Here is a 20966-nt window from a genome sequence, read left to right as displayed (position 1 = left end):
TGCCGGCTTTCAACCGTCGCTTCGAGTAGTTTCCCGATGAGTTTTCGTCTTTTTGATGCGCCTGAGCGCGAGCCCAGCAGGTCCCTTGCCTTTGCCGGCAACCGCATCGAGCGCCAGTCCGAACACCGCAGCGACGATTGCGTGGAGAAGGCGCTGGCCGATCCTTCGGCGCGGCTGCTGGTGCTGCGCGACGGCAGGACACTGATCAAGCTGCAAGGCGAAAGGTTCGATCCCTGGTTCTCGCTCGGCGAACTGGGCGGCCTCGTCTCGTCGATGCAACAGGCGATCCTGCTTGGCGTGGACGAGCGCGGGCCGGTTCTGGCCGTCCCGGGCGATTTCGACGCTGAACAATTGCCCGAGACGATCAAGGCGATCGAGCATCGCTCCATCTATATCCAAGGGCTGGTCGATGAGGCGGCACTCGGCGCGCTTGCGCAAGCTGCCGCATTGCTCGGCTGGAGCGCCAGCCACCGTTTTTGCGGCAGATGCGGCGGCCAAACGCAGATGCGCGCCGGCGGATACAGGCGCCATTGCCCTTCATGCGGGACCGACCATTTTCCGCGCACCGACCCGGTTGCGATCATGCTGACGGCGACTGCGGACAAGTGTTTGCTGGGCAGGGGCAAGCATTTTACGCCCGGCAGCTATTCGGCGCTTGCCGGCTTCATAGAACCCGGCGAGACGATCGAGGATGCGGTGCGTCGCGAAACATTGGAAGAGGCGGGGATAAGGCTGGGCCGCGTCGTCTACTACGCCAGCCAGCCGTGGCCGTTTCCCTATTCGCTGATGATCGGCTGCTATGGCGAACCGCTCAACGACGATATCCATGCGGATGCCAGCGAACTCGAGGATTGCCGCTGGTTTTCCCGCGCCGAGGTGCGGCTGATGCTGGCGCGACAACACCCGGACGGACTGACGATCCCACCGAAGGGCGCGATCGCCCACCAGCTTGTCAGCGCCTGGGCGGAAGGCGAGTAGTGCATGTCTCCCGAAAGTGGGAACCGGTTTCGGGATAAAGACATGCACAAAATCAATGAGCTAAAGCGTGTGAAGCGGTCGTGAACGATCGCGACACGCTTCAATAGCCGCCGCTCACCAGTTCGCGATATTCGTTGGCCTCGTAGACGCCGAGAATGCGGACTTCGCGCGAGAAGAAGCGCAGTTCCTCCAGCGCACGCGCGACGTGGGCATCGTCGGGATGGCCCTCGATGTCGGCGTAGAACTGCGTTGCGGTAAACTCGCCGCCGAGCTGGTAGCTTTCCAGCTTGGTCATGTTGACGCTATTGGTGGCGAAGCCGCCCATCGCCTTGTAGAGCGCCGCCGGCACGTTGCGGACCCGGAAGACGAAGGTTGTGATCATCCTGCCGTGGTTGACGGCGCGGTCGGCCCAACTGCGGCCTTTCGAAAGCACGACGAAGCGGGTGATGTTGCGCTCGGTGTCCTCGACATTTTCTTCGAGGATGTCGAGACCGTAGAGGTCGGCTGCGAGTGTGGGCGCCAGCGCCGCCATCGTCCGGTCCTGCTTTTCGGCGACGAGCTTGGCCGCGCCTGCGGTATCGCCGGCGACCATCGGCTTCCAGCTGTTCTTGCGGATGTATTTGCGGCACTGCCCGAGCGCATGGATGTGGCTGTGCACGCTCTTGATTTCACTGCGCGCCACGCCCGGCAGCACCATCAGCTGGAAGTGGATCGGCAGAAAATATTCGCCGACGATGTGCAGTTTGGATTCCGGCAAAAGATAGTGGATGTCGGCGACGCGGCCCGCGATGGTGTTCTCGATCGGGATCATGGCAAGATCTGCCTTGCCGGTTTCGACCGCGTTGAAGGCGTCCTCGAAGGTGGGGCGCGGCAGAGGCTCCATGGTCGGATAGACATTGCGGCAGGCGGTGTCCGAATTGGCGCCCGGCTCGCCCTGGAAAGCTATTCTGTTCGTCTTTTCTATCATGATGCGACCTGACTATCTGGAAAGTATCTCTCGGGCGCGCTCGAGGTCCTCGGGCGTATCGACGCCCAGCGGCACGGACTGCACGATTTCGGCGTCGATGCGCATTCCAGCCTCGAGCGCGCGCAATTGTTCGAGCCGTTCGCGCCGCTCGAGCGGCGATGGTCCGAGAGCGACGAAACGCTCAAGGGCCTCGCGGCGGTAGGCGTAAAGCCCGATGTGGTGATAGAGCGGCCCGTCGCCCCAAGGCGCGGTTGCGCGGGTGAAATAGAGCGCCTTCAGCCGGGTGTCGGAGCGCGGCGAGCCGACGATCTTGACCACGCTCGGATTGGTCTTTTCCTCTTCGCGCACGATTTCAACGCCAAGCGTTGCTATATCGACATTCGGATCGGCCAAGGGGGCGAGCGATGCTCCGATGATGCCGGGGTCGATGGTCGGCAGGTCGCCCTGGACGTTGACGACGACAGACACCTTGCCGGCCGGATCGAGCGCCTGCAGCGCCTCAAAGATGCGGTCCGAGCCCGATTCGTGGTTGGAACGGGTCATCACTGCCTCGAAACCGTGCGCACGCACGGCCTCGGCAACGCTCGTCGTGTCGGTGGCGACGACCACACGCCCGATTTCGCTCTCGGCGGCGCGCCGCGCCACATGCACGATCATCGGTTCGCCGGCTATGTCGGCGAGCGGCTTGCCGGGCAGGCGGGTGGAGGCCATACGCGCGGGAATGAGGATGAGTGTCGACATCAGAGGATGTGTGCTTCGAAAATCACTTGGAAAAAAGTGTCAAAAGGTCTCACTGGCAGCGCCCTTATAGGTGTTGCAAGAGCCGAGCAAAAGACCTAGTTTCCGCCCGATTTGGCAGCCCTGACAGGCTGAGCGAAGATACCGACGGACGGAGGACGGGACAGTCCGCCGGAAAAGGGAGCCTGGGGCACATGGATTCATTCGAGGTCAACAAGGTCCTGGGCGGGCTGCTCGGCGCCGTTTTCGTCGTTTTTTCGGTCGGCATCGTGTCCGATTCGCTGTTTGCCTCCCATTCTCCGGAAAAGCCGGGCTTCATCATTGAAGCTGCCGAAGCTGCCGCGGGCGGCGAGGCTGCGGGTGCCGCCGATGCGGCCAAGCCGATTGCAGAGCTTCTGGCCAGCGCCGACGCCGACGCCGGTGCGGCTGTGTTCAAGAAATGCCAGGCTTGCCATTCGATCGAAAAGGGTGGCCCCAACAAGGTCGGCCCCGACCTTTGGTCCCTGGTGGATCGTCCGGTTGCCGAGCATGAGGGCTTTGCCTATTCGGCCGGCATGAAGGAGTTTTCCAAGGGTGGCGCGGAAAAGTGGACCTTCGACAACCTCAACCATTTCCTGACCTCGCCTAAGAACTTCGTGAAGGGCACGGCCATGGGCTTTGCCGGCATCAAGAAGGATGACGAGCGCGCCAACCTGATCGCGTACATCCGCACCCAGGCCGACAGCCCGGTTCCGCTTCCGGAAGCCGGCGCGGCCCCTGCCGATGCGGCTGCGCCCGCAGATGGCGCGGCCCCTGCCGATGCGGCTGCGCCCGCAGATGGCGCAGCCCCGGCCGAAGGTGCGGCGCCCGCGCCTGCTCAATAACGAAATTGTAATCTCCATCTCCATGAAAAAGCCGGGTTCGACCCGGCTTTTTTGTTGGAAATGGCTTCGATCCAGGAACATTGGCCGTCTTGCCGGTTCCCATCGGTCGCCAATGCTCTAGACTGGCTGGGTACGTTCCAAAGGGGATAGAATGAGGTTTCACCGATCGGGCATCTGGGCGGTAGCGGCTCTGGCGGCGGCATTGTTGCCCCTAGGTCCTGCAGTCAGTCATGCCGCAGACGAATGGCGCACGACCTCCTCCCTGATCGGCGAATCCAAATATGGCGAAAACTTCCAGCACTACGACTACGTGAACCCGGATGCACCGAAGGGCGGCACGCTGAATTCCACGGTGCTGGGCACTTTCGATAGCTTCAATCCCTACATTGTCCAGGGCTCGGCCGCGGCAGGATTCTCGCAACTGGGCGGCGGGCTGCTCTACGACACACTGATGGAGCAGGCCACCGACGAAGGCAGCGTCTCGCATCCGTTGATTGCCGATGCGTACAAATATCCGGACGACTATTCGTCGGCGACCTATCGGCTGGATCCGCGCGCCAAATGGCATGACGGCCAGCCGATCACGGTCGATGACGTTGTCTGGTCCTTCAACGTGCTGAAGGCCAACAGCCCGATGTACAACCGCTATTTCGAAAACGTGACGGAAGCGAAGGCGATTTCCGACCGCGAGGTCCAGTTCACCTTCGACCAGAAGGGTAATCGCGAGTTGCCGAAGATTATCGGCGATCTGGCGGTGCTGCCGAAACATTGGTGGGAGGGCACCGACGCCATCGGCAAGAAGCGCGATGTCACCAAGTCGACGCTGGAAATTCCTCTCGGCTCCGCCGCCTACAGGATCAAGAGTTTCAAGCCGGGCTCGGAGATCGTGTGGGAGCGGGTGCCGGACTATTGGGCTGCCAAGCTGCCGGTCAAGATCGGCCGCGAGAACTGGGATACGCGCCGCTACACCTATTTCCTCGACGAAAATGCCGAGTGGCTGGCCTTCACCAAGGGCGGCCTGCAGGACATCAACACGGAAAACAGCGGTCGGGACTGGAAGACCAAGTATGATTTCCCGGCGCTGAAGGCGGGCGACGTCATCAAGGCGGAGTTCAAGGCGATGTCGCGCGCCAATATGCAGGGCTACGCGATGAACACGCGCCGCCCGCTTTTCCAGGATCGGCGGGTGCGCCAGGCGCTCTCCTACCTGAACGATTTCGATACCATCAACCGCACGCAGTCCTTCGGCCTCAATACCCGCATCACCAGCTATTTCATGGGCAGCGACCTCGCCTCCAGCGGCCTGCCGCAAGGCAAGGAGTTGGAGATTCTCGACCAGTACAAGGACAAGCTGCCGCCTGAACTGTTCACACAGGAATGGAAACTCCCCGCCTTCGACACGCCGCAAGCGGAACGGAAGATCCTCAAGCAGGCGGTAGATTTGCTTGCCTCGGCCGGCTGGGTCATCAAAGGCGGCAAGATGGTGAACGCTGAAAGCGGCACGCCATTCCGCTTCGAGATCCTCGACTTCAGGCAAGGGGCGGAAGCGACGCTGATGCCATATGTGACCATGCTGAGGAAAATCGGCATCGACGCGTCGCTGAGGTTCGTCGACCAGTCGCAATATGTGAACCGCGTCAACGAGTTCGATTTCGACATGATCACGGCGGTGTTGCCGCAATCGGATTCGCCCGGTAACGAGCAGCGCGACTTCTGGAGCTCAAGGGCTGCGGATGCGCCCGGTTCGCGCAACTACTCCGGCATCAAGGACCCGATCGTGGATGCGCTGGTCGATCGGGTCATTTTCGCCAGCGACAGGGATGACCTCATTGCGGCCACTCATGCGCTAGACCGTGTTCTGTTGTGGAATTTCTACGTCGTGCCGCAGTTCACCCGGCCTGACGTCTGGCTGGCCTACTGGAACAAGTTCGGCATTCCCGACAAGCAGCCGACCTATGTCGGTCCGGATATTGATTCATGGTGGATCGATACCGAGAAGGAAAAGGCCCTCGCCGCCAAGTACAAGAGCGGCAACTGATGGCCGGCCTGCATCGTCGTGGCTTTCTCGGGCTGGGCGCCGCAGCGGCAGCAGCGGCGGTTTTGCCTGGAAAGGCCTTTGCCAGCACCCCGACGGGGGAGAGACTGCATGGCCTGTCCGCTTTTGGAGAGTTGAAGTATCCCGCCGATTTTTCGCAATTCGACTATGTAAACGTCGATGCCCCGAAGGGCGGGACATTCAATTTCGGCCCGTCGCAATGGCTGTTCAACCAGAACCCCCAGACCTTCAACACGCTGAACAGCTTCGTGTCCAAGGGCGACGCGCCGCCGCGCATGGAAATGTGTTTCGATTCGCTGATGGTCAGCGCGCTGGACGAGCCGGATTCGATCTACGGGCAACTGGCGGAATCGGTCACGATCTCTGACGACCGCAACAGTTTCGATTTTGCACTGCGGCCGCAGGCGCGCTGGCATGACGGCTCGCCGCTGACCGCCGAGGATGCCTCCTTCACCTACAACCTGTTAAAGGAAGAGGGACACCCGGACCTTTCCCTGCCGCTGAAGGAATTGACGGCGGCAACCGCGCTCGATGCCGGCACCTTGCGGCTGACCTTTTCCGGCAAGCAGTCTGCGCGCACCATTTTGGACGTCGCGACGTTCCCGATCCTGTCCAAGGCCTATTTCGCGAGCGCGCCGTTCGACAGTTCGCGCATGAAGGCCCCGCTTGGCTCGGGCCCCTACAAGGTTGGGCATGTGCAGGCCGGCCAGACCATCGAATACGGGCGGGTTGGCGACTATTGGGGCCGCGATCTGCCGGTGAACAAGGGGCAGTTCCATTTCGACAAGCTGCGCATCGAGTTCTACGGCGACCGCCAGGCCGCGTTCGAGGCGTTCAAGAAGGGCGACGTCGCGTTCCGCGAGGAGGCAACGTCTCGCGTGTGGGCGACCGGCTATGACTTTCCCGCGCTCACCGCCGGCAAGGTGGTCAAGCGCGAATTCCCTTCGGAAAAGCGCCCGCTGATGTACGGCACCGCCATGAACCAGCGGCGCGAACGGTTTCGCGACGTCAGGGTGCGCCGCGCCATTGCGCTGTGCTTCGACTTCGAATGGACCAACAAATCGCTGTTCTACGGTCTCTATGATCGCTCACAGTCGAATTTCGAGAAGTCGGAATTCAGGGCGACCGGCGTTCCTTCCGCTGAGGAACTGGCGTTGCTTGAGCCGTTGCGCGACAAGCTCCCGCCTGAAGTGTTCGCAGAGGTCTATTCGCTGCCTGCTTCCGACGGCAGCGGCCGCGACCGCAAGCTTTTGCGTGAAGCGCAGAACCTGATGAAGGACGCTGGCTGGAAACGGGCCGGCGAGTTCTTCCAGAATGCCGCTGGCGAAACGTTCAAGCTGGAATTCCTCGCCGATGACGACGGGCTGGTGCGCGTCTATACGCCGTGGGTGGGCAACCTGAAGGCCGTCGGCTTCGACGCCTCGATCCGCCTCGTCGAATCGGCGCAGCATCAGGCGCGGCAGGCCAGTTTCGATTTCGACATGATCGCAATGGCGGTGCTGTTTTCGCCGACGCCGACACGCGAGGGCATGGACGGCATCTTCCATTCGCGCTCGGCCAACCTGCAGGGATCGCGCAATCTGCCCGGCACGGTCGACCCGGCGGTCGATGCGCTTGTCGAGGCGATCGATGGCGTCAAGGACCGTGCGCAACTGACAACAGTGCTGCGTTCGCTCGATCGGGTCTTGCGCGCACGCATGGACTGGATTCCAAGTTGGTATTCGGCGAATCACCGCGTCGCGTTCTGGGATATGTTCGGGTTCAAGGAGCCGAAGCCGGATTACGGGTTTGCGATGGAAGCGCTGTGGTGGTTCGATCAGGACAAGGCGGCCAAGATTGGTAAGGGGTGAAATTGCAAAGAAGCGCCGGCCACCTAGGGCGACCGTGAGAGCCGCCTGATGGGTGCCTATATCCTGCGCCGCGTGCTTTTGATGATACCGACCCTGCTCGGCATCATGGCCATTTCCTTCGCTGTCATCCAGTTTGCGCCCGGCGGCCCCGTCGAGCAGGTCATCGCCAAGCTGAGCGGGCAGGGCGGTGACGCCAGCGACCGCATCGGCGGCGGTGGTGGCGGCGACATCGCGGGCGGAAACCTCGATGTCGGTAGCGATGCCGGTTCAAGATATCGCGGCGCGCAGGGCCTCGACCCTGAGTTCATCGCCAAGCTGGAAAAGCAGTTCGGCTTCGACAAGCCGCCGCTCGAGCGCTTCGGCAAGATGCTGTGGGACTATGCCCGCTTCGACTTCGGCGACAGCTATTTCCGCGACATTTCGGTGGTCGACCTGATCCTGGAAAAGATGCCGGTGTCGATCTCGCTCGGGCTGTGGATCACGCTGATTTCATACCTGATTTCCATTCCGCTCGGCATCAGGAAGGCGGTCAAGGACGGCTCGGCCTTCGATGTCTGGACCAGCGGCATCGTCATTGTCGGCTATGCCATTCCGGGCTTCCTGTTTGCCATCCTTTTGATGATCCTTTTCGCCGGCGGCTCGTTCTATGACTGGTTCCCGCTGCGCGGGCTGACTTCCGACAATTGGGAACAAATGTCGTGGCCGGCACGCATCCTCGACTATTTCTGGCATCTGGCGCTGCCGCTGACGGCGATGGTGCTGTCGGCCTTCGCCACCACGACCTTGCTGACCAAAAACTCGTTCCTCGATGAAATCCGCAAGCAATATGTGGTGACGGCGCGCGCCAAGGGCCTGTCCGAGCGGCAGGTGCTTTACGGGCACGTGTTCCGCAACGCCATGCTGATCGTCATCGCAGGCTTTCCCGGCGCTTTCATCTCGGCCTTCTTCACCGGATCGCTTTTGATCGAGAACATATTCTCGCTGGATGGGCTTGGCCTGCTCGGCTTCCGCTCGGTGGTTGAGCGCGACTATCCGGTGGTGTTCGCCAACCTTTATATTTTCTCGCTCATCGGCCTCGTCATCAGCCTGATCTCCGACCTCACCTATACGTGGATCGATCCGCGCATCGACTTCGAGCGGAGAGACGTATGACGACGGATGTCGACACGGCAGGTGCGGCGGTGGTGGAAGAGGCGCGCGGCAAGCGTCCGTGGATTTCGCCGCTCAACCAGCGCCGCTGGGCAAACTTCAAGGCCAACCGGCGCGGTTACTGGTCGCTGTGGATTTTCCTGCTTCTGTTCGTTTTGTCGCTGTTTGCCGAATTCATCGCCAACGACAAGCCGGTCCTCGCCTCCTACAAGGGCGAGATCCTGTTCCCGGTGCTGGTTGACTATCCGGAAGAAAAGTTCGGCGGCTTCTATGCCGTCACCGACTACCGCGATCCGGTCATCCAGGACGAGATCAACGCCAATGGCTGGATGATCTGGCCGCCGATCCGCTATTCCTACCGCACCGTCAACAACTTCGTGCCCGAAGCAGCACCCGCCAAGCCGTCATGGCAATATGACGTCAAGGCGCGCTGCAGCCAGTTGCCGCAAGGCGAGGCCGACCCGAACTGCATCGTCGGCAACTGGAACTGGCTCGGCACCGACGACCAGGCCCGCGACGTGCTGGCGCGCGCCATCTATGGCTTCCGCATCTCGGTGCTGTTCGGCCTGATCCTGACGATAGGCTCGGCGGTCATCGGCGTATCGGCAGGCGCTGTGCAGGGCTATTTCGGCGGCTGGACCGACCTCATCTTCCAGCGTTTCATCGAAATCTGGTCGGCGATCCCGGTGCTTTACCTGCTGCTGATCGTGGCGGCGATATTGCCGCCCGGTTTCTTCATCCTGCTCGGGCTGATGCTCCTGTTTTCATGGGTCGCCTTTGTCGGCGTCGTGCGGGCGGAATTCCTGCGCGCCCGCAACTTCGAGTATGTCAACGCGGCGCGCGCGCTGGGCGTGCCCAACCGCACCATCATGTTCCGCCATCTGTTGCCCAACGCCATGGTGGCGACGCTGACCTTCCTGCCGTTCATCCTCAACGGCTCGATCTCGACGCTGACTTCGCTCGATTTCCTCGGCTTCGGCCTGCCGCCAGGCTCGGCATCGCTCGGCGAACTGTTGAAGCAGGGCCAGCGCAACCTCAACGCGCCGTGGCTTGGCATCACCGGCTTTGCCACGCTGTCGATCATGCTGTCGCTGCTGATTTTCGTCGGTGAAGCGACGCGCGACGCCTTCGATCCGCGAAAGACGTTCAGATGAGCGCGCCGCTTCTGTCCGTCCGCGATCTGTCCGTCGCCTTTTCGCAAGGCGGCAGCACCTCGCTTGCCGTCGATCACGTGTCCTTCGACATCGCCAAGGGCGAAACGGTGGCATTGGTGGGCGAATCCGGTTCCGGAAAATCGGTCTCGGCGCTCTCGGTGCTGAAGCTCTTGCCCTATCCGGCGGCCAGCCACCCATCCGGCCAGATCGAGTTCGACGGCAAGGACCTGTTGGCGCTGGATGAGAAGGCGTTGCGAAAGGTACGCGGCAACAAGATAACCATGATCTTCCAGGAGCCGATGACCTCGCTCAATCCGCTGCACACGATCGAGCAGCAGATTGTCGAAGTTCTGGAATTGCACCGGGGCATGGGCCAGAGCGAGGCACGGCAGCGCACGCTCGACCTGTTGAAGGAAGTCGGCATCCGCGACCCGGAAAAGCGGCTGTCCGCCTATCCGCACCAACTGTCGGGTGGTCAACGCCAGCGCGTGATGATCGCCATGTCGCTCGCCAACGAACCCGAGCTTCTGATTGCCGACGAGCCGACGACGGCGCTCGACGTCACCGTGCAGGCGCAGATCCTCGAATTGCTGGCAAAGCTCAAGGAAAAGAACGGCATGTCGATGCTGTTCATCACCCATGATCTTGGCATCGTGCGCAAGATTGCCGACCGCGTCTGCGTGATGACCAAGGGCAAGATCGTCGAGACCGGGCCGACCGCTGAAATCTTCGACAACCCGCAGCACGCTTATACGCGCCACCTGCTTGCCGCCGAGCCGAAGGGCAAGCCGCCGGCCGCGAACGATGACGCCAAGCCGGTCATGGCGGGCGACGACGTCAAGGTCTGGTTCCCGATCAAGCAGGGCTTCTTTCGCAAGACGGTAGACCATGTGAAGGCGGTCGATGGCATCGACATAACGGTGCGCGAAGGCCAGACGGTTGGCGTCGTCGGCGAGTCCGGTTCCGGCAAGACCACGCTCGGCCTTGCCTTGGCGCGCATGATCTCGTCCACCGGCACAATCCGGTTCGATGGCCGCGACATCAACAAGCTGTCGTTCAACGACATGCGGCCGCTTCGTCATGAACTGCAGATCGTGTTTCAGGACCCTTACGGTTCGCTGAGCCCGCGCATGTCGGTGTCGGAAATCATCGAAGAGGGCTTGAAGATTCACGAGCCGAAACTGTCGCCGGAGGCGCGTGACCGGCGCGTTGTCGCGGTGCTTGGCGAGGTCGGGCTCGACCCCGCCACCCGCTTCCGCTATCCGCACGAATTCTCCGGCGGTCAGCGTCAGCGCATCGCCATTGCCCGCGCCATGGTTCTGAAGCCGCGCTTCGTGATGCTGGATGAACCGACCTCGGCGCTCGACATGAGCGTGCAGGCGCAGGTCGTCGACCTTTTGCGCAACCTGCAGGCCAAGCATAATCTGGCCTACCTGTTCATCAGCCATGATCTCAAGGTGGTGCGCGCGCTGGCCAACCACGTCATCGTCATGCGCAACGGCAAGATTGTCGAAGCGGGCCCCTCCGAGCAGATATTCGGCAACCCGCAAACCGACTATACAAAGGCGCTGATGTCGGCCGCTTTCAGGATCGAAACGGCCCCGGTCGGCGTTGTGAGCGAATAGAACCAAGGGGCATAGAATGCCGACACTCGACAAGGGCCGTGTCCTGCTCGCCGTAACCGGCTTTCATCCGCAACGCTGGCATGAGCTTCTGTCGGCCGAGCGCGAGGTGGTGCTGGAACCGAACGGAGCCGCCGACCCGTCGATCGACTATGCGGTGGTGTGGAAGCAGAAGCCCAATCTTTTGACCAAGCTGCCCAATCTTCGCGCGATCTTTTCCATCGGCGCCGGCGTCGATCACATCATGGCCGACAAGACGGTGCCGGATGTTCCGATCATCAAGGTGGTGGCCGAAAATCTGACCCAGCACATGGTCGAGTTCGTCGTCTGGCGGGTGCTCGACCACCATCGCCAGGCGATGCTGTACGAGGGCCAGCAGAAGAAGAAAATTTGGCATGAGCCGCCGCAGCGCACGGCCAACGACATTTCCGTCGGCATCATGGGGCTCGGCAGTCTCGGCCGGGCCGCAGCCCAAGCGCTGTCTTCACTTGGCTTCCGGGTCAATGGCTGGTCGCGCAGGGAACAGCAGATGCCGGGGGTGTCCACCTTCAATGGCGACAACGGTCTCGTGCCGTTCCTCAACGCCACCGACATCCTCGTGGTCCTGCTGCCGCTGACGCCGGCAACGCAGGGTATCGTCAACTACGGTTTGCTCAAGCAATTGCGCCGGCGCAATGGCTTGGGCGGCGCGGTGCTGATCAATGCCGGGCGCGGACGGTTGCAGAAGGATGCCGACATCGTGCGCGCGCTGGATGATGGCACGTTGAAGGAGGCAAGCCTCGACGTGTTCGAGGTGGAGCCGCTGCCCAAGACCAGCCCGATCTGGAACCACCCGAAGATCTTCGCGACGCCGCATGCTGCGGCGACATCGGACCCCAATCATCTGGTGCCGATCATGTTGCGGCAGATGTCGGCTTTCGAACGCGGCGAACCGTTGCAGAACGTGGTCGACCGCAGCGCGGGCTACTGAACCGCCAAGGTTTGAACCGCGCCGTCACATTTGCGCCGCGAGAGCGAACGGTTCATCGCATATATCTCGCCGCTTGCCTTTTCTACATCGCGGCGGCTGTTCGAACGTATGTCGGGCGTTACCGGCCCCAGGCCCATCGCGGACTTGGCGAAAACCGGCTTGGCGTTGATGGAAAGATTGTAGCGCCGGGCAAGCTGGTCCCGCTCGGTCAGCAGCGTTGCGCAATCCACGCTGTCATAGGGCAGCGCGGAGGCGACATTGCGGTCCTGGTCCGCAACCAGCGAGTTGGCGCAACCGCTGACGGTCAGGCACAGAACAGACGCCGCTAAAGCCGATTTCACATTGCGCTCCGGAAATTCGTTTACCGGCGTTGAGTGCGGCAGGATTTTGGCTTTGTCGGGGCAGCGGTTGAAATCCTGAACATGGGGAACCTGTAGCAATCCACTCGACAAGTTGGGTCTGTGGCTTTAGGCAATCGCCAAAATCTCCAGCAATCGCGAAAGGCCAGCCATGAGCGGAAAAACCCTGATCGCACCGTCGGTGCTGTCGTCCGACTTTTCCAAACTCGGCGACGAGGTCGAGGCCGTGGTGGCCGCTGGCGCTGACTGGGTGCATCTTGACGTGATGGACGGCCACTTCGTGCCCAACATCACCTTCGGCCCGCCGGTCATCAAGGCGATCCGCAACCGCACCAAGGCCTATTTCGACTGCCACCTGATGATTGCACCCGTCGACCCTTATCTGGCTGCGTTTGCGGAAGCGGGCTGCGACGGCATCACCGTCCATGCCGAAGCCGGTCCCCATCTCGATCGCTCGCTGCAGACCATCCGCAACCTTGGCAAGAGGGCCGGCGTCTCGCTCAATCCGGCCACGCCTGAAAGCGCCATTGAATATGTGCTCGACCGGCTCGACCTAATCCTGATAATGACGGTCAATCCGGGCTTCGGCGGACAGGCCTTCATCCCGGCGATGGTGGATAAGGTCAAGCGCGTGAAGGCGATGATCGGGGGTAGGCCGATCCATATCGAGATCGACGGCGGCGTGACGGCGGAAACCGCGCCGCTGGTGACCGCTGCCGGTGCCGACGTTCTGGTGGCTGGTGCTGCCGTGTTCAAGGGCGACGGCTTCGAGGCCTATCGCAAGAACATCGCCGCGATCCGCGCCGCGGCTGATGCTGCGGCGGTCTAAGCCACGCGAAAATCAGGTCTTGGCGAACACCTTGTTGCCGTCGATCCAAGTAGCTTCGACGGCGAGCTTTTGCGAAAGCGCGACGATGTTCGCTGCCTGACCCTTGGCCAGCCGACCGATGCGGTGCGATTGCCCGACGGCTTCGGCCGGGTAGGTCGAGGCCATGCGCAGCGCTTCCGCGAGTTCCAGCCCGATGACCTCATGCATGAAGCGGACCGCCGAGATCATGTCGAGATCGGCGCCGGCAAGCGTGCCGTCGGCGAGACGCAGGCTGCCGTCCTTGCGGTAGATGGTGCGGCCGTTGAGGGTGAATGACGTCATGTCGGTGCCGATGGTCGCCATCGCATCGGTGACGAGGAAAATGTGGCTTGGCCCCGACTTTGCCCGAAGCGCGATGCCGATCGTGGCCGGATCTACATGGATGCCGTCGGCGATCAGGCCGGCGGAAAGGCGACCTGTGTCGATGGCGGCACCTGCAAGACCCGGCTCGCGGTTGCCGATCTGGCTCATCGCGTTGAAAAGGTGGGTGACGACCGAAGCGCCTGCATGTGCATAGGCGCGCGCCGTGGCAAAGCCGGCGTCGGAATGGCCGAGACTGACGACGATACCGGCTTGCACCAGCTTGCCGACCTGATCCGCTGTCACCGATTCAGGCGCAATGGTGGTCAGAAGCACCGGCAGGCCGTCCCTGGCAGCAATCAGGGCGGACTGGTCCCTTTCCGTCATCGGGCGGATGAGCTTGGGGTCATGCGCGCCTTTGCGCGCCAGCGACAGATGCGGACCTTCCAGATGCAGGCCGAGGAAGCCGGGTATCTTGTCCTTGGCCGCAGCCTTGCCCGCCGCGACGGCGGCTGCGGTGATGTCCGGCGTATCGGTAATGAGCGTCGGCAAAAGTGCTGTTGTTCCAAACGGCGCATGCGCCGCGCAGATCGTCTTGATCGAGGCGACATCGGGATGATCGTTCAGCATCACGCCGCCGCCGCCATTGACCTGAAGGTCGATGAAGCCGGGCGCGAGAATGGCGCTTTTGTCTTCGACCACGCGCATCTCGGCGGGCAATGAGCTTCGCGGGACAATCGCTTCGACAATGCCATCGGCGACGATCAGCGCCCCATCCTCATGCCAGGCGTCGCCGTCGAAGATCCTCGTAGCTGCAAGTGCGAAGCGGCCGGTCATACGGTTTCGGTCACCTTGTGCAGATTGGGCGGCGCATCGGGGTTAAGGCCGCGGTGGCGGGCGAATGCCTCGACAAAGGCGTAGAAGGAAACGATCAGCGCCAGCGGCTCGGTAAGCGGATGGCCAGTGGCGACGTGGGGAAGCTGGTAGGCGCGGTTGACAAGGGTCGTCGTGGCGAAGGCCGCCGCTTCCTTTGCAGCCAGGGCGTCGGCGGTGTCGGCGACGGATTTTTCAGCGGCATCGCGTGAGGCAAGTGACAGGACCGGGAATTTCGGCCCCACCAGCGCAAGCGGACCGTGCATCACCTCGGCGGTGCTGTAGGCTTCCGCATGCATGGCGCAGGTTTCCTTGAATTTCAGCGCCGCTTCGCTGGCAATAGCGAAGGACGGCCCCCTGCCGAGGATGAATAGCGACCTCTGGCCTTCAAGCGCGCCGGCAAGCGCCATCCAGTCGCAAGAGATGGCCTGTTCGAGCTTGGCCGGCAGTTCCCGCAAGGCGGCAAGCAGCGTCTCGTCATTCGTGCAGTGCGCCATCAGCGCAAGGCCTGCAACCGCCGAGTTCACGAAGGTCTTGGTGGCGGCGACACTGCGCTCCGGTCCGGCGAGGATGTCGATGGAATAGGCGCAGGTGCGTGCCAGCGGCGAGTCCGCTGTGTTGGTCAGCGCAACTGTCAGCGACCCACGCTGTTTTGCGCTTTCGGCCATGGCGACGATGTCGGGGCTTTTGCCGGATTGCGAGACGGCGACGCAGGCAGAACCGTTCAGCCTTAGCTTGGCGCCGTAGATGGAGGCCACCGAGGGGCCTATGGAAGCCACCGCCAGTCCGGCGGTCAGCTCAATGGCGTATTTCAGGAATGTTGCAGCATGGTCGGACGAGCCGCGCGCGACGGTGACGATGAAGTTGGGATCAAGTTCGCGTATGCCTCGCCCTGCTTCGATGAGCGCCGGTGCCGAGCCGTCGAGCAGGCGCGCGACCGCTAGCGGTATCTCCTCGATCTCGCTGCGCATATGCGTCTTGGTTGCCGTCACGAACGGTCTCCTGTTTCTTCGCCGGGCGCGCTTAGGCGCAACTCCGCGACAAAATCATAGGCGTCTCCGCGATAGATCGAGCGGGTGAACTCCACCACCTTGCCGCTTGCCAGATAGGAGATGCGCTCGATGTGCAGTCCCGCCACGCCGGGTTGCACATCCAGCAGCCTTGCATCGGTCTCGTTGAGGTTGGCTGCCGAAATCCGCTGCACCGCCCTGACCGGGCGGTTGCCGGTTTTTCCAAGCGTGGCGTAGAGCGAGAAATCGATTGCCGAAGGATCGGGCAGGATCGAGGACGACAGCGAGGCCCGCTCGATGGCAAGTGGCGTATCGTCGGCGATGCGCAGGCGCGCTATGCGCGAAACCAGCTCCTTGGACGACAGGCCAAGCGCCATGATTTCTTCCGGCGAGGGCGTGAACACGCCACGGTCGAGCCATGCCGAGCGCACGGCCATGCCCCTGCGCGCCATGTCTTCGGTAAAGGAGGTGAGCCGCGACAGCGATTGCTCGACGCGCTCGACGCGTGGCGCGACGAAGGTGCCCGAACCATGGCGCTGGACGAGGATGCCGCCCTTAACCAGGTCCTGCACCGCCTTGCGCACGGTAACGCGCGAAATGTCGGCCTTGGTGGCGATATCGCGCTCGGATGGCAGGGCGTCTCCGGGGCCGATCAGCCCGGTCTTGACCGCGTCTTCGATGCTCTTGCGAAGCTGGAGGTAGAGCGGCAGGCCGCTCTGGCCCGCCTGCTTCAGTCCGCCGAACATCTGGTCGGAGACGTCAGCCATTCGCCGCCTCCGTCGAGGGGGCGAAAACGCGCGCGGCCATGCGCACGGCCCCGCCGAGCGCATCGTCGAGCGGCGATCGCAGCAGGGCCTGATATTTTGCCGACAAGCGCGGCGCATAGAGCCCGGCCAATCCGCCGAGCAGGCACAAGGCGTCACCGGCTTCGAGCTTCAGCACGGCGAGCGAGGCTTCGACGTCGGCAACTGCCTTGTCGACAATCCAGATTGCGACGACATCGCCCTTGGCGGCGTGCTCGAACACCTTCGGCGCGAAGCCGCCGAAGTCGCCGGGCTTGGCATTGGTGGTGAACTCGACGACGTCCTGCGGATCGCTGCGAAACACCGCGAGCATCTCCCGCGTCAGGGGGGATGCCTCGCGAATGCCGTCATGGGCGAGAAGGGTCTGCTCCAGGAGGTCGCGCCCGATCCGCGCGCCGCTGGCCTGGTCGCCAACCTGGAAGCCCCAGCCGCCGATGGCGCGCGATTTGCCTGCCTTGCGCGCCATATAGGCCGAGCCGGTGCCGAGCACGGCGATTGCGCCGTCGCCATCGCCGATCGCGCCTTCGAGCGCGATTTCCGCGTCAGTTTCAACACGGCTTTGTCTGAATGGCAGGATCGCCTGCAATTGCTGGCGGTAGGTGCCGACATTGGCTCCCGCCAAGCCGAGCACGGCAGGTGTCTTAGATAGGAGTTCGGTGTCCTTGCCGGCATCGAGGATGGCCAGCCTTGCCGCCTCGACGATGTGCGTGCGCGCGCCGGTCAGGTCGGTGCGGATGTTGGCGGCACCGCTCTTGGCGCGCCCGATGACCACGCCATCCGCCGTCGCAAGCGCTGCCCTGCAACTGGTGCCGCCGCCGTCTATGCCGAGCACGAAATTCACGATGATGCCTCCACTGACTGGATGATACCAATAAAATACCAATAGCCAAGTCTTAATTTCCGTTTCGAAAAGATTAAGACGTATTCTATTGAAAAATATAGGGTTTATGGCGCGCTGCACGTTTTAGGTGAGAGAAATCATTAATGCGTGTGGACAAGTGGTATTTTTTTGGTATTGTTTTGTCAGTGGAGGAATTGGGATGGCGGAAATGCGCACGGAAGCGCTGCACAGGAGTGCCGAGGGGCTGGATATCCAGCCGCCGCACGTCGTGCTTTCTGCGCTTGCCGATGCCCAGATTGAAGCGGCAATGGCGGTCAAGAATTCCGTTCCGCAGATTGCTTCCGCCGCACGCCTGATAGCCGACAGATTGGCAAGCGGTGGCCGGTTGATCTACGCCGCAGCAGGCAGTTCCGGCCTGATGGCGCTGGCGGATGCGCTGGAGCTTCCCGGAACCTATGGCATTGCGCGCGACCGTATCGTGATCCTGATCGCGGGTGGCGACGAGGCACTTCACAATCTTGCCGGCGGACCTGAAGACGATACCGCCGAAGCCGAAAAAGCAGTTGCAGACGCCGGCGCAGGTCCCGCCGATTGCGTCATCGCCATCTCGGCCAGCGGATCGACGCCTTATGCGGTGCGGGCGCTCGAGGTCGCGAAGGCCAACGGCGCTGCAACGATCGCAATCGCCAACAACAAGAACGCGCCGCTGTTTGCGAAAGCGGACGTTGCCGTCCTCATCGAAACACCGCCGGAAGTGATTGCCGGCTCGACCCGCATGGGTGCAGGCACGGCCCAGAAGATTGCGCTCAACATGATGTCGACGCTGGCCGCTATACATCTCGGCCACGTCCATGACGGCTACATGATCAACCTGACCGCAGACAACAAGAAGCTGCGCGACCGCGCCAGCCGCATCGTCTCGGCGATTACCGGTCGCGGCAAGGATGAGGCAGAGGCGCTTCTGGAGCGCGGCGGCGGACAGGTGAAGACGGCAATCCTGCTTGCGGCGGGTGCCGCCAGCGCGGAAGCGGCGCGCAAACTATTGGACGGGACGGGCCAGAAATTGCGGCCCGCCCTTTCCGCAATTGAGGGGAGCAAGGGTCAGGCGACCTCCGATCTCATCAAAAACCGAACCTGACAAAGGTCAACAGGGAGACTGAGCATGAATACGAAACTCTTGACGGCAATTCTTCTTGGATCGAGCGTTCTCTGCTCTGCCGGAGCCGCGTTCGCACAAGACGCGACGCTCACCATCGAAAGCTGGCGCAACGACGACCTCGCCATCTGGCAGGACAAGCTGATCCCGGCCTTCGAAGCCAAGAACCCGGGCATCAAGGTGGTGTTTTCGCCATCCGCGCCGACTGAATACAACGCCGCCCTGAACGCCAAGCTCGATGCGGGCTCGGCTGGCGACATCATCACCTGCCGGCCTTTTGACGCCTCGCTCGACCTCTACACCAAGGGCAAGCTCGCCGACCTCACCAGCCTGCCCGGCATGGAGAACTTCTCCGATGTCGCCAAGTCCGCCTGGACGACCGACGACGGCAAGGCAACGTTCTGCGTGCCGATGGCGTCCGTCATCCATGGCTTCATCTACAACAAGGATGCCTTCGACAAGCTGGGCATCACGCCGCCGGCGACCGAGGAAGAGTTCTTTGCCGCACTCGACAAGATCAAGGCCGACGGCACCTACATCCCGATGGCGATGGGCACCAAGGACCTGTGGGAAGCAGCCACCATGGGCTACCAGAACATCGGCCCGAATTACTGGCAGGGCGAGGAAGGCCGCCTTGCGCTGCTCAAGGGCGAACAGAAGCTGACCGACGCGCAGTGGGTCGAGCCCTATGCGACGCTTGCCAAGTGGAAGCCTTATCTCGGCGACGGTTTCGAAGCCCAGACCTACCCGGACAGCCAGAACCTGTTCACGCTGGGTCGCGCCGCGATCTATCCGGCCGGCTCGTGGGAAATCTCCGTCTTCAACACCCAGGCGCAGTTCAAGATGGGTGCGTTCCCGCCGCCGGTGAGGAAGGCAGGCGATACCTGCTACATTTCCGACCACACCGATATCGGCATCGGCCTCAACGCCGCATCGAAGAACCCGGATGCAGCCAAGACCTTCCTGTCCTGGGTTGCTTCGCCCGAGTTCGCGGAAATCTATGCCAATGCACTGCCGGGCTTCTTCAGCCTGAACTCGACGCCGGTGAAGATGGCCGACCCGCTTGCCCAGGAATTCGTTTCCTGGCGCGACAAGTGCAAGTCGACCATCCGCTCGACCTACCAGATCCTGTCGCGCGGCACGCCGAACCTCGAGAACGAAACCTGGGTTGAATCGGCCAACGTCATCAACGGCACCGATACGCCGGAAGTGGCCGGCAAGAAGCTGCAGGACGGTCTCGACAGCTGGTACAAGCCGGCGAAGTAACCGCTGAGCCTTACCCTCCCCCTTGTGGGGAGGGTCGCGAACGAGGTGAGCGGGGTGGGGGTCGAATTTTTCGGCATTGACCCCCACCCCGTTTCGCAAACTACACTGCGTTGCGTTTGCTCTTCGACCCTCCCCGCACGGGGGAGGGTAATCATTCCGACGCATGCGCTGCAGCAAGACCAGACCGGTCGGAGGCCGAAGGCATGACTGCGACATCCGCAAACAAGCGACCCTTTCGCTGGCACATCGCCATTTTCCTGGCGCCGGCGGTGCTGGTCTACACCGCCATCATGATCATGCCGCTGTTCGGCACGCTGCAACTCGCGCTGTTTCGCAATGTCTCGCAAAGCCAGGTCTTCGTCGGCCTCGATAATTTCCGCACCCTGTTCGGTGATCCCAACTGGTCGGCAAATTTCTGGAATGCGTTGAGGAACAATGTCTGGTTCTTCATCATCCATATGCTGGTGCAAAATCCTATCGGCGTCGTGCTGGCCGCACTTCTGTCGAGCCCGAAGCTGCGTTTCTCGGCTTTCTACCGCACGGCGATCTTCATCCCGACCATCCTGTCCTTCGTCATCGTCGGCTTTGCCTGGAAGCTGATCCTGTCGCCGCTGTGGGGCGTTGCGCCCAACCTGCTCGACCTCATAGGCCTGAAGAGCTTTTTCACGCCTTGGCTGGGCAAGGAAGAGTATGCGCTGACCACGCTTGGCCTGATCTCGGTCTGGCAGTTCATCGGCATCCCGATGATGCTGATCTATGCCGCGATGCTGTCGATCCCCGACGAGGTGATCGAGGCCGCCGAATGCGATGGCGTTACCGGCATGGCGCAGTTCTGGAAGATCAAGCTGCCACTGATCCTGCCGGCCATCGGCATCATCTCGATCCTGACATTCGTCGGCAATTTCAATGCCTTCGACCTGATCTATTCGGCGCAGGGCGCACTCGCCGGTCCGAACTATTCGACCGACATTCTGGGCACCTTCCTCTACCGGGCCTTTTTCGGCTTCCAGTTGCAGGTCGGCGACCCCAACATGGGTGCGGCCATCGCCACCATGATGTTCCTCATCATCCTGGTCGGCGTCTGCATCTATCTGTTCCTCATCCAGACGCGCCTGCGTCGGTATCAGTTCTAGGGGAACGCGA

At 62.0% G+C, this 20966-nt stretch carries 19 protein-coding genes; 12 read left to right on the top strand and 7 right to left on the bottom strand.

Going from position 1 to position 20966, the window contains the following annotated elements; translation table 11 throughout:
* The first annotated feature begins 36 nt into the window (after positions 1 to 36).
* Positions 37 to 978 (top strand): NAD(+) diphosphatase, encoded by a 942-nt coding sequence (gene nudC / locus ACODTY_RS09090; protein WP_488993963.1) that lies wholly within the window; start codon positions 37 to 39, stop codon positions 976 to 978.
* A gap of 100 nt (positions 979 to 1078) precedes the next feature.
* Here nudC and ACODTY_RS09085 read toward each other — a convergent pair whose 3' ends face one another.
* Both ACODTY_RS09085 and ACODTY_RS09080 read right to left on the bottom strand, forming a co-directional pair.
* Positions 1079 to 1945: a prephenate dehydratase gene (locus tag ACODTY_RS09085; RefSeq protein WP_488993962.1), complete on the bottom strand. Its 867-nt coding sequence runs from the start codon at positions 1943 to 1945 to the stop codon at positions 1079 to 1081.
* Positions 1946 to 1957: 12 nt separating this feature from the next.
* Complete coding sequence (locus tag ACODTY_RS09080; RefSeq protein ID WP_488993961.1) at positions 1958 to 2686, bottom strand: 3-deoxy-manno-octulosonate cytidylyltransferase; 729 nt, start codon at positions 2684 to 2686, stop codon at positions 1958 to 1960.
* A gap of 191 nt (positions 2687 to 2877) precedes the next feature.
* On the opposite strand from ACODTY_RS09080, the gene ACODTY_RS09075 reads away from it, so the two are divergent.
* The 7 genes from ACODTY_RS09075 to ACODTY_RS09045 all read left to right on the top strand — a co-directional run bounded on the left by ACODTY_RS09075 (position 2878) and on the right by ACODTY_RS09045 (position 12347).
* Complete coding sequence (locus ACODTY_RS09075) at positions 2878 to 3546, top strand: c-type cytochrome (RefSeq protein ID WP_488993960.1); 669 nt, start codon at positions 2878 to 2880, stop codon at positions 3544 to 3546.
* Between the two features lie 151 nt (positions 3547 to 3697).
* The gene (locus ACODTY_RS09070) at positions 3698 to 5584 is read left to right on the top strand and encodes an extracellular solute-binding protein (protein ID WP_488993959.1); all 1887 of its coding nucleotides are present in this window, start codon (positions 3698 to 3700) and stop codon (positions 5582 to 5584) included.
* Entirely contained in the window at positions 5584 to 7452 is a 1869-nt protein-coding gene (locus ACODTY_RS09065) for an extracellular solute-binding protein (RefSeq protein ID WP_488993958.1), read from the top strand. The genes ACODTY_RS09070 and ACODTY_RS09065 overlap by 1 nt, the downstream gene beginning before the upstream one ends.
* Positions 7453 to 7500: 48 nt before the next feature.
* Positions 7501 to 8604, top strand: a complete 1104-nt coding sequence (locus ACODTY_RS09060; protein ID WP_488993957.1) for a microcin C ABC transporter permease YejB — start codon at positions 7501 to 7503, stop codon at positions 8602 to 8604.
* Positions 8601 to 9755 carry an ABC transporter permease gene (locus ACODTY_RS09055; protein ID WP_488993956.1) on the top strand — a complete coding sequence of 385 codons (1155 nt, stop codon included), beginning with the start codon at positions 8601 to 8603 and terminating at the stop codon, positions 9753 to 9755. The genes ACODTY_RS09060 and ACODTY_RS09055 overlap by 4 nt, the downstream gene beginning before the upstream one ends.
* A complete protein-coding gene (locus tag ACODTY_RS09050) occupies positions 9752 to 11380 on the top strand; it encodes an ABC transporter ATP-binding protein (protein WP_488993955.1) in 1629 nt (542 codons plus the stop codon). Before ACODTY_RS09055 ends, ACODTY_RS09050 begins: the two co-directional genes overlap by 4 nt.
* 16 nt (positions 11381 to 11396) lie before the next feature.
* The gene (locus ACODTY_RS09045) at positions 11397 to 12347 is read left to right on the top strand and encodes a 2-hydroxyacid dehydrogenase (RefSeq protein ID WP_488993954.1); all 951 of its coding nucleotides are present in this window, start codon (positions 11397 to 11399) and stop codon (positions 12345 to 12347) included.
* Here the strand turns inward: ACODTY_RS09045 and ACODTY_RS09040 are convergent.
* The gene (locus ACODTY_RS09040; RefSeq protein WP_488993953.1) at positions 12341 to 12688 is read right to left on the bottom strand and encodes a hypothetical protein; all 348 of its coding nucleotides are present in this window, start codon (positions 12686 to 12688) and stop codon (positions 12341 to 12343) included. The genes ACODTY_RS09045 and ACODTY_RS09040 overlap by 7 nt on opposite strands.
* A 169-nt stretch (positions 12689 to 12857) precedes the next feature.
* Here ACODTY_RS09040 and rpe point away from each other — a divergent pair, with 169 nt between their 5' ends.
* Positions 12858 to 13535, top strand: coding sequence for a ribulose-phosphate 3-epimerase (gene rpe, locus ACODTY_RS09035; RefSeq protein ID WP_488993952.1), 678 nt, complete (start codon positions 12858 to 12860; stop codon positions 13533 to 13535).
* A gap of 12 nt (positions 13536 to 13547) precedes the next feature.
* Here rpe and nagA read toward each other — a convergent pair whose 3' ends face one another.
* The 4 genes from nagA to ACODTY_RS09015 are packed head-to-tail and all read right to left on the bottom strand — an operon-like array spanning position 13548 to position 17401.
* On the bottom strand, positions 13548 to 14711 hold the full coding sequence (gene nagA / locus ACODTY_RS09030; RefSeq protein ID WP_488993951.1) for an N-acetylglucosamine-6-phosphate deacetylase: 1164 nt from the start codon (positions 14709 to 14711) through the stop codon (positions 13548 to 13550).
* Positions 14708 to 15718 (bottom strand): SIS domain-containing protein, encoded by a 1011-nt coding sequence (locus ACODTY_RS09025; protein ID WP_488994000.1) that lies wholly within the window; start codon positions 15716 to 15718, stop codon positions 14708 to 14710. Before ACODTY_RS09025 ends, nagA begins: the two co-directional genes overlap by 4 nt.
* A 17-nt stretch (positions 15719 to 15735) precedes the next feature.
* Positions 15736 to 16524, bottom strand: a complete 789-nt coding sequence (locus ACODTY_RS09020) for a GntR family transcriptional regulator (protein ID WP_488993950.1) — start codon at positions 16522 to 16524, stop codon at positions 15736 to 15738.
* Positions 16517 to 17401 carry a glucosamine kinase nucleotide-binding domain-containing protein gene (locus tag ACODTY_RS09015; protein ID WP_488993949.1) on the bottom strand — a complete coding sequence of 295 codons (885 nt, stop codon included), beginning with the start codon at positions 17399 to 17401 and terminating at the stop codon, positions 16517 to 16519. The genes ACODTY_RS09020 and ACODTY_RS09015 overlap by 8 nt, the downstream gene beginning before the upstream one ends.
* Before the next feature lie 199 nt (positions 17402 to 17600).
* Between ACODTY_RS09015 and ACODTY_RS09010 the strand changes: the two genes are divergently transcribed.
* The 3 genes from ACODTY_RS09010 to ACODTY_RS09000 all read left to right on the top strand — a co-directional run bounded on the left by ACODTY_RS09010 (position 17601) and on the right by ACODTY_RS09000 (position 20956).
* Positions 17601 to 18539 (top strand): N-acetylmuramic acid 6-phosphate etherase, encoded by a 939-nt coding sequence (locus ACODTY_RS09010; RefSeq protein WP_488993948.1) that lies wholly within the window; start codon positions 17601 to 17603, stop codon positions 18537 to 18539.
* A 24-nt stretch (positions 18540 to 18563) separates the two neighbouring features.
* Positions 18564 to 19823, top strand: coding sequence for an ABC transporter substrate-binding protein (locus ACODTY_RS09005; protein ID WP_488993947.1), 1260 nt, complete (start codon positions 18564 to 18566; stop codon positions 19821 to 19823).
* A gap of 203 nt (positions 19824 to 20026) precedes the next feature.
* Positions 20027 to 20956 carry a carbohydrate ABC transporter permease gene (locus tag ACODTY_RS09000; RefSeq protein ID WP_488993946.1) on the top strand — a complete coding sequence of 310 codons (930 nt, stop codon included), beginning with the start codon at positions 20027 to 20029 and terminating at the stop codon, positions 20954 to 20956.
* The last annotated feature ends 10 nt before the right edge of the window (positions 20957 to 20966 follow it).

The organism is Mesorhizobium sp. FG116 (genome assembly GCF_057809835.1).
This window is presented reverse-complemented; position numbering and strand designations above follow the sequence as displayed.

Excerpts from the sequence above, each read along its gene's own strand:
- nudC (WP_488993963.1), top strand. The coding sequence starts at position 37 with ATGAGTTTTCGTCTTTTTGATGCGCCTGAGCGCGAGCCCAGCAGGTCC.
- ACODTY_RS09085 (WP_488993962.1), bottom strand. The coding sequence starts at position 1,945 with ATGATAGAAAAGACGAACAGAATAGCTTTCCAGGGCGAGCCGGGCGCC.
- ACODTY_RS09080 (WP_488993961.1), bottom strand. The coding sequence starts at position 2,686 with ATGTCGACACTCATCCTCATTCCCGCGCGTATGGCCTCCACCCGCCTG.
- ACODTY_RS09075 (WP_488993960.1), top strand. The coding sequence starts at position 2,878 with ATGGATTCATTCGAGGTCAACAAGGTCCTGGGCGGGCTGCTCGGCGCC.
- ACODTY_RS09070 (WP_488993959.1), top strand. The coding sequence starts at position 3,698 with ATGAGGTTTCACCGATCGGGCATCTGGGCGGTAGCGGCTCTGGCGGCG.
- ACODTY_RS09065 (WP_488993958.1), top strand. The coding sequence starts at position 5,584 with ATGGCCGGCCTGCATCGTCGTGGCTTTCTCGGGCTGGGCGCCGCAGCG.
- ACODTY_RS09060 (WP_488993957.1), top strand. The coding sequence starts at position 7,501 with ATGGGTGCCTATATCCTGCGCCGCGTGCTTTTGATGATACCGACCCTG.
- ACODTY_RS09055 (WP_488993956.1), top strand. The coding sequence starts at position 8,601 with ATGACGACGGATGTCGACACGGCAGGTGCGGCGGTGGTGGAAGAGGCG.
- ACODTY_RS09050 (WP_488993955.1), top strand. The coding sequence starts at position 9,752 with ATGAGCGCGCCGCTTCTGTCCGTCCGCGATCTGTCCGTCGCCTTTTCG.
- ACODTY_RS09045 (WP_488993954.1), top strand. The coding sequence starts at position 11,397 with ATGCCGACACTCGACAAGGGCCGTGTCCTGCTCGCCGTAACCGGCTTT.
- rpe (WP_488993952.1), top strand. The coding sequence starts at position 12,858 with ATGAGCGGAAAAACCCTGATCGCACCGTCGGTGCTGTCGTCCGACTTT.
- nagA (WP_488993951.1), bottom strand. The coding sequence starts at position 14,711 with ATGACCGGCCGCTTCGCACTTGCAGCTACGAGGATCTTCGACGGCGAC.
- ACODTY_RS09025 (WP_488994000.1), bottom strand. The coding sequence starts at position 15,718 with ATGCGCAGCGAGATCGAGGAGATACCGCTAGCGGTCGCGCGCCTGCTC.
- ACODTY_RS09020 (WP_488993950.1), bottom strand. The coding sequence starts at position 16,524 with ATGGCTGACGTCTCCGACCAGATGTTCGGCGGACTGAAGCAGGCGGGC.
- ACODTY_RS09010 (WP_488993948.1), top strand. The coding sequence starts at position 17,601 with ATGGCGGAAATGCGCACGGAAGCGCTGCACAGGAGTGCCGAGGGGCTG.
- ACODTY_RS09005 (WP_488993947.1), top strand. The coding sequence starts at position 18,564 with ATGAATACGAAACTCTTGACGGCAATTCTTCTTGGATCGAGCGTTCTC.
- ACODTY_RS09000 (WP_488993946.1), top strand. The coding sequence starts at position 20,027 with ATGACTGCGACATCCGCAAACAAGCGACCCTTTCGCTGGCACATCGCC.